This is a genomic window from Geothrix sp. (assembly GCF_049292215.1).
Taxonomy (GTDB): Bacteria; Acidobacteriota; Holophagae; order Holophagales; family Holophagaceae; genus Geothrix.
The window spans coordinates 62038-75089 of sequence record NZ_JBATQW010000009.1; the positions used below are offsets into that span (position 1 = coordinate 62038).

The 13052-nt window shown below is 68.2% G+C and carries 13 protein-coding genes; 4 read left to right on the forward strand and 9 right to left on the reverse strand.

All coding sequences use genetic code 11. From position 1 onward, the window contains the following. Positions 1-132: 132 nt before the first annotated feature. Positions 133-594, forward strand: a complete 462-nt coding sequence (locus WAS25_RS01330; RefSeq protein WP_422309549.1) for a helix-turn-helix domain-containing protein — start codon at positions 133-135, stop codon at positions 592-594. A gap of 13 nt (positions 595-607) precedes the next feature. Here the strand turns inward: WAS25_RS01330 and argC are convergent, their stop codons facing one another. Genes argC through WAS25_RS01370 form a run of 8 tightly spaced genes read right to left on the reverse strand, consistent with a single transcriptional unit; the run spans position 608 to position 9358 of the window. Further along, the gene (argC, locus tag WAS25_RS01335) at positions 608-1606 is read right to left on the reverse strand and encodes an N-acetyl-gamma-glutamyl-phosphate reductase (protein WP_422309551.1); all 999 of its coding nucleotides are present in this window, start codon (positions 1604-1606) and stop codon (positions 608-610) included. Further along, complete coding sequence (locus WAS25_RS01340) at positions 1603-2655, reverse strand: hypothetical protein (RefSeq protein ID WP_422309553.1); 1053 nt, start codon at positions 2653-2655, stop codon at positions 1603-1605. The genes argC and WAS25_RS01340 overlap by 4 nt, the downstream gene beginning before the upstream one ends. 15 nt (positions 2656-2670) lie before the next feature. Next, positions 2671-3858 carry an argininosuccinate synthase gene (gene argG / locus WAS25_RS01345; protein ID WP_422309555.1) on the reverse strand — a complete coding sequence of 396 codons (1188 nt, stop codon included), beginning with the start codon at positions 3856-3858 and terminating at the stop codon, positions 2671-2673. An 11-nt stretch (positions 3859-3869) separates the two neighbouring features. Then, positions 3870-5228, reverse strand: coding sequence for an argininosuccinate lyase (argH, locus tag WAS25_RS01350; RefSeq protein WP_422309556.1), 1359 nt, complete (start codon positions 5226-5228; stop codon positions 3870-3872). Next, on the reverse strand, positions 5218-6285 hold the full coding sequence (locus WAS25_RS01355) for a M20/M25/M40 family metallo-hydrolase (RefSeq protein ID WP_422309558.1): 1068 nt from the start codon (positions 6283-6285) through the stop codon (positions 5218-5220). The genes argH and WAS25_RS01355 overlap by 11 nt, the downstream gene beginning before the upstream one ends. Then, entirely contained in the window at positions 6282-7199 is a 918-nt protein-coding gene (gene argB, locus WAS25_RS01360) for an acetylglutamate kinase (RefSeq protein WP_422309560.1), read from the reverse strand. Before argB ends, WAS25_RS01355 begins: the two co-directional genes overlap by 4 nt. Positions 7200-7220: 21 nt before the next feature. Beyond that, the gene (locus tag WAS25_RS01365; protein WP_422309562.1) at positions 7221-8213 is read right to left on the reverse strand and encodes an N-acetylornithine carbamoyltransferase; all 993 of its coding nucleotides are present in this window, start codon (positions 8211-8213) and stop codon (positions 7221-7223) included. Further along, entirely contained in the window at positions 8210-9358 is a 1149-nt protein-coding gene (locus WAS25_RS01370) for an aspartate aminotransferase family protein (RefSeq protein WP_422309564.1), read from the reverse strand. Before WAS25_RS01370 ends, WAS25_RS01365 begins: the two co-directional genes overlap by 4 nt. Positions 9359-9507: 149 nt before the next feature. Here WAS25_RS01370 and WAS25_RS01375 point away from each other — a divergent pair, with 149 nt between their 5' ends. Genes WAS25_RS01375 through WAS25_RS01385 form a run of 3 tightly spaced genes read left to right on the forward strand, consistent with a single transcriptional unit; the run spans position 9508 to position 11853 of the window. Continuing rightward, positions 9508-9927 (forward strand): arginine repressor, encoded by a 420-nt coding sequence (locus WAS25_RS01375; RefSeq protein WP_422309566.1) that lies wholly within the window; start codon positions 9508-9510, stop codon positions 9925-9927. Between the two features lie 41 nt (positions 9928-9968). Next, positions 9969-10709 carry a hypothetical protein gene (locus WAS25_RS01380; RefSeq protein WP_422309568.1) on the forward strand — a complete coding sequence of 247 codons (741 nt, stop codon included), beginning with the start codon at positions 9969-9971 and terminating at the stop codon, positions 10707-10709. A gap of 4 nt (positions 10710-10713) precedes the next feature. Further along, complete coding sequence (locus WAS25_RS01385; RefSeq protein ID WP_422309570.1) at positions 10714-11853, forward strand: murein hydrolase activator EnvC family protein; 1140 nt, start codon at positions 10714-10716, stop codon at positions 11851-11853. Positions 11854-11858: 5 nt separating this feature from the next. On the opposite strand, the gene WAS25_RS01390 is transcribed toward WAS25_RS01385, so the two are convergent. Continuing rightward, positions 11859-13046: a type II secretion system F family protein gene (locus WAS25_RS01390; RefSeq protein ID WP_422309572.1), complete on the reverse strand. Its 1188-nt coding sequence runs from the start codon at positions 13044-13046 to the stop codon at positions 11859-11861. Between the last annotated feature and the right edge of the window lie 6 nt (positions 13047-13052).

Genomic DNA, 13052 nt, shown 5'->3' on the forward strand with positions numbered 1-13052 from the left:
CTATTTCTAGCGGAACGGCGGGAACCTGGATACCCGCGGTTGGCAAAATTCGCACCCTACTTGGTCCCTACAATCGCAGGAATTGCGACTGTATCTCTGGACTAGCGGGCCCTCCGGGGCTTCAATGGAGGCATGCCCACCCGCGGCCCCTACGAGACCTCGCCCATGCCGACGCAGCCGCGCACGCTGGCGGAGCGTCTGCGCTGGCTGCGCAAGCAGTCCGGCCTTACTCAGGTGGAGGTAAGCCAGGCCCTTGGCTGCGAGCAGGCCATGATCAGCAGCTGGGAGGTGGGCCGCACCCGACCCAGCGCCGTCACACTGGGCGCGCTGGCCAAACACTACAGCGTGAGCTTGGCGTGCCTGGACAGTGGTCTCGGCTTCATGGAGGAAGTCGCACGACGTCCCCGGCCCGAGTCCATGGACGAGGACTCCGGGCAGTTTCCCGCCTTCACCCTGCCCCCCGTGGCCCCCGGCCAGGTCATGCTCCTCGACGAGCGCACCGGCACCCAGACTCCCACCGACGCCGCCGACGCCATGGCCACCCTCCTCCGCGCCCTGAAGAAGGGGCGGAAGGCCTGGCTGGTGGTGAAATAAGGCTGACCCGGCCTTAACTGGGGAAGGTCGAGCCTGCCTTCAGGCCGGTCCATTCGGGTAGCCCCAGGGCCAGGTTCAGGTTCTGCACCGCCTGCGCCGCCATGCCCTTGCCCAGGTTGTCGAGGGCGACCATGACGGCGCCGTGCCCGTTCCGGGCGGCGACGCCGAGGTCGGCGAAGGCGCTGCCCGTGGTGGCGGCTACACGGGGGCTGCCCTCCACCAGGCGCACGAAGAAGCGATCCCGGTAGAAAGCTGCGTAGTGGCCCCGAAGGGCGTCTTCATCCAGGCCCTCGGGCAGAGGGAACTGGGCCGTGGCGAAGATCCCCCGAACCATGGGCGCGCTCAGGGGCACAAAGCTGAGGGGTGCCTCCCAGCCTTCCGCCGCCAGGGTGCGCAGCACTTCCGCCTCGTGCTGGTGGCCCAGAACTTTGTAGGCCCGGAAGTCGTTCGCCCGGGTGGGGTGGTGCGTGGTGTCAGATGGCGCAGCACCTGATCCACTTGAGCCTGTGGCGGCGGTGACGGCCACGAAGGCGGGCTGCCACTGGGCCAGGGGCAGCAGGGCCAGCTGCAGGGCCGTGGCGAAGCAGCCGGGATTGGCGATGCGCCGGGCGCCCCGCATGCGCTCGGGCTGCCAGTCCACCAGGCCGTAGATCCAGGCCGGATCCAGGCGGAAGTCGGCGGAAAGGTCGATGATGGTGAGCTTGTCCGTGAGTCCTAACCGATCCCATTCGCGTTGAAAGTCGGGCCACTGTTTCGCAAACTCGCCATGGGGCAGGGCCGCGAACAGCACCGGGGCGTCACTCTGGGTCAGGGCCGCCCAGTCCGGTGCGGCCTCAAAGGTGCCCTCGACCAGGCTGCGCAGGTTCGGATGCTGGGCGTAGAAGGGCTTGCCCGCATGGCTGCGGGCCGTGCCACGGATTGAGGTCACGGCTGGATGGTTGGAGAGCCAGCGGAGCAACTCTCCGCCGCCGTAGCCGGAGGCGCCGAGGATGAGGGCGTCGACGGAGCTCATGCCTTCGCCGCGAGCTTGGGCTCGAGGAGGTCGAGCACGAAGCGACCGAGGGCGTCCGCATCGGCCCGGGCGTTGCGGGCGGGCAGGCCCAGGGTGGCCACGAAACGCTCACCCACGCGGTTGTCCGTGGCGGGCCCCGCGATGAGGTCGGCTTTGATGCCGTAGGTGGCGTCCAGATCGTGGACGGCCCCGGCGGCGCCCACAGGGTCGTTGGCGCAGACGATGAACACACCGCTCAGCGCCATGAGCTCGGCATCCTGCAAGATCGCCTGCACGCCGTATTCGCCCATGATGCCGTCGCCGGTCTCGGCCACGATGACATCCACACCGTGGGAGGCCAATTCCGAGAAGATCACGTGCGAGACGCCGGCGGCACTGCCCGCATCGGTGCACACGATGCCCGCATCCGTGAAGTCCAGGGCCACCTCTGCGCCGTAGTCGCGCATGGCCAGGGCATCACGCATGAGCGAGACCCCCGTGAGCTTGCAGGCGCCCACGCGGTAGCCTGCGCGGCTGAGCTGGCGGATGGTGGCGCAGGCGGCGGCGGTCTTGCCCGCGTTCATGCAGGTGCCCGCCACATAGACCACCGGGCAGTGGGCCACGAGGCCCGTGCCCTTGAGGGCGCCCATGCGGATGTGGGCGGGCTGGCCGGCGCGGGACTGGAACTCGGGAAAGACCAGCACCTGACCCAGCACCTCCAGTTCGAAGGGCTTTCCCACGTCGGGGTTGTGCGAAAGACACTGGCCGATGACGCCGCCCATGTTCAGCAGGTTCACTGTGTCACCGGGTTTCAGGCTCTGGGGCATGACGCCCTCGTAGCCCTGCAGGGCGTTGCGATGGCCCAGGGCGCCCACCAGGATGTCGCCGTCATGCAAGGTGCTCATGCGGCCGTGGGGGTCCTCCAGCTGGTTGTAGGTGCTCTTCTCGCCCCGCACCTTGCAGGCGATGACGGAGCCCTCTTCGAGCAGGATCTCGCTGCCGAGGGTGAGCGTGCGGCCCAGCCGCAGGTTGCGAGTGACCGAGGCGAGCTTGTCGACGTGGATTCTCATGAGGACCTCGGGCGATCAGTTGGGCTTGGCTTTGAGGGTGAGGGTCTGCTGGACGCCGAAGACCTTGGCGAAGCCTGCGGCCTCGGCACCGGTCCACAGCTTGTTGGCCTCGCCGTAGGTGGCGATGCGGGGGTCCATCAGCGAGTAGGGCGACTGCACGCCCTCCACCACGAAGGTGCGGGGGTGCAGGGTGAGGCGCACCTCGCCGCAGACGCGCTCCTGGCTGGACAGCAGGAAGGCCTCCAGGTCCCGGGCCAGGGGATCGAAGAAATGGCCCTCGTGGAGCAGGCTGCCGTAGAGGTTCCCCAGGGACTCCTTCCAGAAGAGCTGCTTGCCGCTGAGAACCAGCTTCTCCAACTCCCGGTGGGCGCCGATGAGCAGGTGCGCCGCCGGGGCCTCGAAGCCCACGCGGCCCTTGATGCCGAGGATGGTGTCGCCCAGATGAAGTCCGCGGCCGATGCCGTAGGGCTTGCCGATGGCGTTGAGCTGGGCGATGAGGGTGACCGGATCCATGGCCTGGCCGTCGAGGGCCACCGGCACGCCTTCATCGAAGCTGAGGGTCAGGGTCTTCGGTGCCAGGGCGCCGATGACACCACCGGGGAAGGCCGCCTCGGGCAGGGTAGTCCAGGCATCGAGGGTTTCGCGGCCGCCTACGCTGGTGCCCCACATGCCCTCATTGATGGAGTAGTCCCTGGTCTTCTCGGGGAAGACGAGACCGCGCTCGGCGCAGTAGGTCATCTCCTCGGCCCGGGACAGCCCCAGGTCGCGGATGGGGGTGAGGATCTCCAGCTCAGGCGCCAGGGCCCGGAAGGCCACGTCGAAGCGCACCTGGTCATTGCCCGCACCCGTGGAGCCGTGGGCGATGGCATCCGCCTTCATCTCCTTGGCGAGCTCGGCCACCGCGCGCGCCTGGCAGACGCGCTCGGCCGATACCGAAAGGGGATACATCTGGCCGCGCAGCACATTGCCATACACCAGGTAGCGCAGGTAGCCCTCGAAGAGACCTGCCCGGGCATCGACGGTGGTGTGGCTGAGGGCGCCTAGCTTGGGTGAGGCGGCCTCGATGCGGGCCAGCTCTTCCGGCGAGAACCCGCCGGTGTTCACGGTGACCGTGGCCACGTCGTAGCCCTGCTCCTTGAGGTAGAGCACGCAGAAGGAGGTGTCGAGGCCGCCGGAGAAGGCGAGGACGGCGAGCTTGCTCATGGGGTTTCCTTTCAGGCGGTCCAGAGGGCGGCCTCAGCTTCAGCGTGGATGTCCCGCTTGCCTTCGATCCACGCCCTGGAGGAAGAAAGGTCGGCGGCGAGGTCGTCGAGGCCCAAGTTACCGGCGCCGCCGAGGTGAGTGGCGGTGAGGGCGGCGCGATCCGGGGCGAAGGTGCCGTCCTGCAGCTGCTGGGCCACCTTGCGGTAGGCCTCGCGGAAGGGCAGGCCGCCCTGCACGTAGACAAAAGCCTGGTGGGCGGCGTAGAGCTCGTCAGTGCTGGCGATGGTGGTGGCCTCGGCATTCACCTGGAGGGCGGGGATGAGGCGCACCAGCACCCCGAAGAGCTCGTCCGCTTGCCGCAGGCCCAGAATCACGGGGCGCTTGAGCAGCTGCAGGTCCCGGTGGTAGCTGGAGGGCAGGCCCGAGGCGACCTGCTCCACCAGGCCCGCCGTGCCGCGAAGCTCGCGGCAGCGGCCCCGGGCCAGCTCCACCACGTCAGGGTTCTTCTTCTGGGGCATGATGCTCGAGCCAGTGGTGAAGGCGTCCGGCAGCTTGAGGAAGCCGAATTCCTCGGTGGTGTAGAACGAGACGTCCCAGAGGAACTTCTCGATGACGCCGCCGGTGGAGGCGGCCCACTGGAGCATGGCCGTCTCGTGCCGGCCCCGGCTGTTCTGCACGTCGATGGGGCTGCGCTGCACCTTGGAGAAGCCCAGCAGCTTGGCAGTGAGCTCGCGATCAATGGGCAGGGGCACGCCAAAGCCCGCAGCTGAGCCCAGCGGGCAGCGATCCAGGCGCTGGTAGACGGACTGTAGCGCCTCCAACTCCTCCAGCAGTCCTTCCGCGAAGGCCGCGGCCCACATGCCGAAGGTGCTGGGCATGGCTCGGCGCAGGTGGGTGTAGCCCGGCAGGGGCACGTCCTGGTTCACCCGCGCGAAGGCCACGAACGCCTGGGCCAGGTCGGACACACGGAGGCCCAGGCGCAGCAGGGCATCCCGCAAGAAGAGTCGGAACGCGAGGATGACTTGGTCATTGCGCGAGCGACCCAGGTGGATGCGCTGGCCCACGGGGCCGAGGCTGCGGGTGAGGTCGGCCTCGATGGCGGTGTGGCTGTCCTCCAGGTGGGGCGGAATGGGGAAGGCGTTCTGCCGGGCCAGGTTCGAGATGCGCTTAAGACCGCGTACCAGGGCCGCGGCGTCACCGGGTTCCAGCAGGCCGGTGGCGGCCAGCATCTTGGCGTGGGCCGCGCTGCCAAGGCAGTCCCAGGGCAGCAGGGTCAGGTCCGTGTCCGGATCTTCGCCAACGGTGAACCGATGGATCGCCACGTCCATGGGGAGGTCCTTGGCCCAGAGGGTTGACGCGTCAGGCTTCATGGTGCACCTGCAGCTTGAAGAACGTGGAGACCAACTGGGCGTAGAAGGCGACGCCCGCTTCGAGCTCAGGCAGGGTCAGGTACTCGTTGGGCGTGTGGCTGCGAAAGGTGTCGCCGGGCCCGGCCTTCACCGCCGGGATGTTCCCCAGGAAGGCCCAGTCCGAGGTGGTGCCAGAGCCCACGGGGCCGGCCTTGCCCGCGGCCGCGAGGGCGGCCCGGACGATGGGGTGGCCGGAGTCTGTACCCTTGGCCAGGTAGCGCTTGGAGTGGATGGCTACCTCGCTCTCCAACTGCCGCTGGAAGCCCGCCGCGAGGGCATCGTGATCCTGCTCGGGGCTGGTGCGCAGGTCCACGTAGAACTCGCAGGCATCCGGCACCTGGTTGCGACGCAGGCCGCCTTGGATCTGGGTGACCTGCGCCTTCTGGGAGCCCAGCAGCGGGTGGGCCGGGAAGTCCATGGCGGCGATCTTGGCGATGTCCCGGGCCGCCTTGTGGATGGCATTCTCGGCGCCCAGCATCTGGGCGTTCGCCACATGGCCACTGGTGCCCCGGGCGGTGCACTTGAGGATCAGCAGGCCGCGCTGGGCCGCGCAGATGCGCAGGCCCGTAGGTTCGCCCACCACGGCGCCATCGAAGGCACCGAGCTGGCCCAGGATGGTGGCGATGCCCTGGCCACCGGTCTCCTCCTCGGCGGTGAGGGCCACCATCACTTCCCCGTCAAGGGTCTGCTTCGACAGCTCGAAGGCGGTGAGCAGGAGGGCCGCCACGCAGCCCTTGGCGTCATTGGAACCCAAGCCCTGGAGGCGGGTGCCGTTCCAGACGGGCGTGAAGGGATCCCCCTCCCAGCCCGCGCAGGGGGGCACCGTGTCGAGGTGCGAGTTGAGCAGGAGCCGGGAGCCGCCGGGCTTCCCGAAGCTGAACCAGAGGTTGTGCCCCTGGCGCTGGACCTGGAAGCCCCGGGTGGTGAGGAGGTCCTGCACCAGGTCTGCAAGCGGACCTTCCTCGCCGGACACGCTGGGCGTGCCGACCAGGAGCGTGAGCAGCTCAGCGGGGCTCATCCAGCGACTCCGACTGATAGGCCAGGCACGATCATGGTGCCACTGCCCTCATTGGTGAAGATCTCCGCGAGCAGGGCGTCTGGGGCCAGGCCGCTCACCAGGTGGGCGCTGGGCACGCCGCCATGAAGGGCCGCCTTCACGGCGGTGATCTTGGGGCGCATGCCCCCGGTGATCACGCCCGTGGTTTCCAGGCCAGCCAGCTCCTCCAGAGTGGCGTGGGGAATGAGGGACGAGGATCTGGCCACATCCTTCAGCAGACCCGGTACCGACAACAGAAAGAACAACTTCTCAGCGCTCAGCGCGGTGGCCAGGCTCGCGGCGATGGTGTCGGCATTGGTGTTGTAGATGGCGCCGTCCTCCCCCCCGGAGAGCGGCGCCACCACCGGCACGAAGCCCCCCTCGAGCAGGTGGCTGAGCACATGGGGATCGATGGCATCGATGTCGCCCACCAGGCCGTAATCCACCAGCTGGGGCTCGGTGGCCCCATCGGGGATCACGGCCACGGGCGGGCGGCGATGGGCCTTCACGAGGCCCGCATCCAGGCCGGTGAGGCCCACGGCGGGCACGCCCGCGGCCTGCAGCTCCGAGAGCAGGTCCATGTGCACCTGGCCGGCGAAGACCATCTTGGCGGCGTCCAGGACCGCAGGGCTCGTCACGCGCCGGCCGGCCACCTTTTCCACGGGGATGTTCATGGAGGCGCAGACGGCATCCAGCTCGGCACCGCCACCATGCACCACAACCACCTTGATGGAAAAGGACCAGAGCAGGGCGATCTGCTCACAGAGGGCCTTCCGGATCTTGGGCTCGGCGATGACCTCGCCGCCCACCTTCACCACGAAGGTCTTGCCACGGAATAACCGGACGTACTGGGAGGCTTCCTTGAGGGCGGCGTAGGGGTTCGGGGAGAGTGGCATCTGTAACCTCGGGACGGGGGACTAGGACTGCGACAGCAAGGCGTGGATGGTGGCTCGCTGGACGTGGAAGCGGTTCTCGGCTTCATCGACCACGCGGCTCCAGGGGCCGTCGAGGACGCTGTCGTGGACCTCGAGGTTGCGGCGCACCGGCAGGCAGTGGGTGAAGATGGATTCCTTGGCGGCCTTTTGCATGTGGGCTGCCGTGGGCATCCAGGCACCGAGATCGGCCATTGGCGCGGCGGCGAAGCCTGATTCCGTGGACGGGCCCCAGGCCTTGGCGTAGACGGCGGCGCTGCCCTCCAGGGCGGCGTCCTGGTCGTGGGTGTAGGTGATTTTTCCGCCGGTGGCGGCGGCGTAGGCTTCGGCCTCGGCTCGGACTTCGGCGCTCAGCTCGTAGCCCTTGGGGTGCGCCACGCGAATCTCGGCGCCGCAGGCCGCGGCCGTGAGCAGAAAGGAGTTGGGCACGGCCTTGGGCAGGGGCTTGATGTGGGGAGCCCAGGTGAGGGTGACGGGCACCTTGGTGCTGCCATGGGCTTCCTGAATGGTGAGCAGGTCGGCGAGGCCTTGGTGGGGATGCTCGCGGGCACTCTCCATGCTCAGCACCGGCACGGTGGAGAAGCGCCGGAAGGCGTTGATGACAGGATCGACCTCGTCTTCCGCATCGCCGTTCCCGTGGCTGAAGGTACGCACGGCCAGCAGGTCCGCGTAGCGACCCAGCACGGGCACGCCCTCGCGCACGTGCTCGGCGCGGTCCTCGTTCATGACGGCCCCGTCGCGGTCCTCCAGTTTCCAGGTGCCCGCGCCCACCTCCAGCACGATGGCGTGGCCACCGTGGCGCAGCATGGCCGCCTCGAAGCTGGCCCGGGTGCGCAGGCTGGGGTTGAAGAACACCATGCCCAGGATGCGGTCGATGAAGATGGCGCCGGGCCGGTTCTTCTTCCAGGTGGCGGCGGTGGCGAGGGTCTCCTTGACCCCGGCGGGCCCCAGGTCGGAGATGCGGGTGAAGTGCTTCATGTCGGCTCCGGCAGGAAGGCGTGGATGGCGGCGATGAGGGCGCTCAGGGCCTCGTCGCTGACATTGAGGGGCGGCATGAGGCGGAGCACCGATGCGTCGCCCGAGCCGCCGACGAGGAGGTGGTGGGCCAGGAGGTGCTTCTTGAGGGCCGCGGCGTGGGCGCTGCGCAGGCCCAGCAGCAGGCCTTCGCCCACGACTTCGGTCACCACGGAACCCACCAGCTCCTTCCGCAGCCGGGCCGCGGCGGCCATGGCGTTGGACATCAGGCCTTCGTGGGCGATGACGTCGACCGTGGCTAGCAGCGCAGCGCAGGCCAGTGGTCCGCCGCCGAAGGTGCTGCCCAGGTCGCCGCCCTTAAGCTTGGCGGCCACGGCGGCGGTCATGAGTAGGGCGCCCATGGGCACGCCGGAGGCCAACCCCTTAGCAGAGGTGATGAGGTCGGGCCGCACGCCGTAGAGCTGGGCCGCAAACGGTGTGCCCAGGCGGCCCATGCCGGTCTGGATCTCATCGAAGATGAGCAGGGTGCCCGAGGCATTGCACTTGGCCCGCAGGGCCTGGAACAACTCCCGGGAGGCGGTCTTGATGCCGGCCATGCTCTGGATGGGCTCGAGGATGACGCCAGCGAGGTCGGAGAAATCGGCCGCAGCCAAGGCCGCGAGGTCGCCGAAGGGCAAGCGCCGACAGGGCACCAGTTGATCCGCGAAGGGCTCCGTGATCTTGGGATCGTCGGTGACGGAGAGGGCCAGCAGCGTGCGGCCGTGCCAGCCGCCCTGGAAGGCGCCCAGAGTCTTGCGTCCCGTGAGCAGAAGCGCCAGTTTCAGGGCGTTCTCATTGGCCTCGGCTCCGCTGTTGCAGAAGAAGACCGAGTCCATGCCGGCGAAGGCGGTGATCTTCGCTGCGGCCTCGTCTCGCACTGGCAGCGCCGCGGCGGCGGAGTAGAAGAGGAGGGTGGCGGCCTGTTCGGCCAAGGCCTTCACCACCTTGGGGTGGCTGTGGCCCGTGGCGCACACGCAGTGGCCGCCGTAGAAGTCCCACCAGCCCTGCCCCTGGTCGTCGAAGACCCGGTCGCCTTCGCCCCGCACCAGGGGGAAGGGATAGGGGGCGTAGGTGGGGAGCAGGGCGGGGATCGGAAGGGTGGCGGTCATGCAGGCATCCTGTGCATATGCGCGCATGGATGGTGCATAACCAAGCGGCAGATTGCATATTATGCGCGTCTAAATGAGCGATTCAAGCATAAATTTCTGTGAATTTCATGTGTTTTTTGAAATTCGACCTTGTTGGAATATGCAATTTCATGCATCATCCATGCATGGACCTGGATTCCCTCATCCTCCAGCTGCTGGACGGTGCCCCCATCACCGACCAGGGGGACCTGCAGGCTCGGCTGCTGTCCCAGGGGCACGAGCTGACACAGTCCACCCTGTCCCGGCGGCTGAAGCGGCTGGGGGTGCAGAAGGTCCAGGGCCGCTACCGACGGGTGGAAGCGGGCGGCCAGGTCCTTCCGGAGGTGAGCATCACCGAGGCCCCGCCCAACCTGCTGGTGCTGCGCACGGCCCCCGGCTTCGCCCAGGCCTTGGGCCTCAGCCTCGACGGTGATCCGGTGCCGGGTCTGATGGGCACCCTCGCCGGCGATGACACGGTGTTCGTGGCGGTGCTGCCCGAGCGGCTGGCCGAGGTGAAGGCCCACCTGGTGCGGGTGCTGGCGGCGCGCTGAGGGCGTCCTGCCCTACACTCGAAGGATCCTGTGGAGCCTTCATGGATCGGTTCGGAAGTTCAAAGCTGCGCATCGGCTGGGTGCTGGCCTGCCTGTTCGTCACGGGGCTGGTGGTCATGGCGGTGCGGGGCCAGCAGGGGGATGGTGGCTCCCAGATCCTGCTCTTCGGCACTGCCATCCCCCTGGGCGCCGACTCGCTGCGCTCTTACGCCCTGGGCAACATCCAGGGCGTGATGTACTGGGTGGTGTCCCTGGTGGTGCTGCTGGGGGCCTTCGGCCCCGTGAGCCAGTGGACGGCCGCCGCCGCCCGGGGTGGGCGCTTCAAGGGCTTCTTCGTGGGGACGGGCCTGGGTTTCGCCCACGGCCTCTTCCTGTCGCAGGTGGCGCTGATTCCCGTCTGGGCCCTGAGCTGGCGCCTCATCGGTGAGGCCTGGCCGCCGGAGCTGCTACGGGCGGATCTGCATGGACTGCTCTTGGGACTCCAGATGCTGCTGTGGGCCGTGGTGCTCTCCCGTGTGCTGAAGTCCAGCGCCGGCCTAGCGCTCCTCTTCACCCTGCTGCTCCGGGAGCTGGGGCCCCGCCTCAGCTTCTTCCTCGATTTCGGCCAGGACCTGGGCTGGAGCGCCGGCCAGGTGAAGGTGCTGGAGGTCGTCGTGCGCCTGCTGCCCATGGCCCAGCTGCCTTCGGATCCCTTCTCGCCGCTGGCCCTGCCGCTGTCCATCGGCGGACCCCTGGTGTTGGGTGCCCTGGCCATGCTGCTTCCGGCGGGTGGGCGGAAGTAGGAGCGTGCGACCACTGGCCGCAGTCCTCGTCCCGGCGATCCTGGCGGCCCAGAGCGCCCAGGATCCGGCAGAGCTGCGGCAGAAGCTGGCGGCCATCCAGGGCCGCCTGGGCCAGGTGGACCAGCAACTGGCCTCCCTGAAGAAGCGGCGCAAGGGCGTGCTAGTGGAGATCCAGGGCATCTCGCTGCAGCGCGACCGGGCCAAGGCCCAGGTGGAGGGCGCCCGCCTGCGCCGGGACCAAGCCCAGAACGAGGTGCATGTCATCGGCCGCGAGCGGACCCGGATCCAGGGCGAGGTGCTGCGGTTGCAAGGGAGCCTTCGCAAGCAGGTGCGCTGGATGCAGGCCCTAGGCCCCTGGGGCGACATCGCGCTCTACGTCACCTTCAAGGATCTGGAGGCGTGGCTGGTGCGGGGTCGCATGCTGGCCTGGGCGCGACTTCAGGAGCGCAAGCAACTGGGCCAGATCCAGCGGCTGCAGGGGGACCTGGCCACGAAGGAGAAGGCTCTGAAGGAGGTTTTGGGACGCCTGGCGATGGAGGAGCGTGAAGCTGCCCAGCTCCAGGCCGCCTTGCGGCTCCAGGAGGACAAGCTCAACAGCTTCCTCGATGGCCTGCAGAAGGACGAGGTGGCGCAGAAGCAGGCCCAGGCTGAGCTGGCGGAGGAGGCAGTGCAGCTGGAGCGGCTGCTGGCGGGTCTGCTCAGCAAGCCGAAGGGCGAAGCCTTCGAGCCCATGATGGCCTTCGCCGGACTACGCGGCGACCTGCCCCAGCCCGTGGAGGGCACCCTGGCCCTGGGATTTGGAGAGCACCTGCATCCGCGCTTCAGGACCAAGACCATGCAGAGCGGCCTGCTCATCAGCGCGGCCGGGGGAGCCGTCGTGGCGGCCGTGGCCGATGGCAAGGTGGCCTTCTCCGACTACTACCAAAGCTACGGCCCCATGGTGATCCTCGACCACGGTGGTGGCTGGTTCACGCTGTACACCCACTTGCTGGGCTTGGGTGTCACCAAGGGCCAGGTGCTCAAGGCCGGGGAGACCGTGGGCGCCGTAGGCGACACGGTGGACGGCCCGCGCCTGGGCTTCGAGATCCGCCACCAGGCCCAGCCCCAGGACCCGCAGAAGTGGCTCAAGCGAAAATACAGGTAAGGCTGCTATCGCACCATGCTGCTGGCGTTGAAGAGGGGCACGTAAATGGCGAGCAGCAGGCCTAGGACGACCACGCCCATGAAGAGGATGAGCACGGGACCGATGAGGCTGGTGACGGCGGTGGTGGCCTTCTCCACTTCGGAATCAAAGAAGTTCGCCACGTGGTCGAGCATCTCGGGCAGGGCGCTGCTCTGTTCGCCCACGCGGATCATCTCCACGGCCAGAGGATCCAGGACCTTGGCCTGCTCCAGGGACAGGTGCAGGCTGCTGCCCGCCCGGACCTTGTCCGTGATCATGAGCAGTCCGGCCTTCATGCGCTCGCTGGGGCTGGTGCGCTGCACGACCTCCAGGGCCTGGACGACCGGAAGTCCACCAGACAGCAGCACGCCCAGGGTCCGGCAGAAGACGCTGGAATGGTACATGCGGTACAGGGTGCCCACCTTGGGGAGCATCAGCAGCAGCCGCTCGGCCAGCTTGCGGCCGGCCTCGGAGGCCACCATCCAGCGACCCAGGACAACCAGGCCCACGAGGATGAGGCCTTGCAGCCAGAGGGTGGAGCTGACGAACTTCCCGGCGCCCAGCAGGATCCGGGTGAAAAAGGGCATCTCGATGTCGCCGCCTGCGTAGAACTCGGCGAACCGGGGCAGCACCACGTTGAAGATCACGCCCAGGGCCAGGATCAGGACCAGGACCAGGAAGGTGGGATAGAAGAGGGCCTCGATGATGCGGCGGCGGCTGGTCTGCGCGAACTTCTGGAAGGACAGCCAGCGGGCCAGCACCTCCGGCAGGGTGCCGCTGCGCTCACCCGCGACCACGTTGCTGCGGTAGATGGGGGGAAACGATCCGGCCTGCTCCAGAGCCTCGGAGAACGACATGCCCTCCCGGACCAGCTCCACCACCTGGCTGAGGCTGCGGCGCAACTGGGCATCCTTGCCATGGCCCACCAGCAGCTCCAGGGACTGCAGGAGGGGGATGCCCGCCCTCAGCAGGGCCAGCAGCTCCTGGTTGAAGAGCACTAGGGACTCGGTCTTGAGCTGGTTGCGGCTGCGGAAGGCGGTATCAGTCCGGGTGATCTCAAGGGGGAAGCCGCCCTCGGCGAGGACGCGGGCGCGCAGGCTCTCGGCGCTGTCCGCCTCGAACTCGCGCACCAGCACTTCCCCGTTGGCATGGGTGAGTCGGACCGTGAATCGCATAGACCT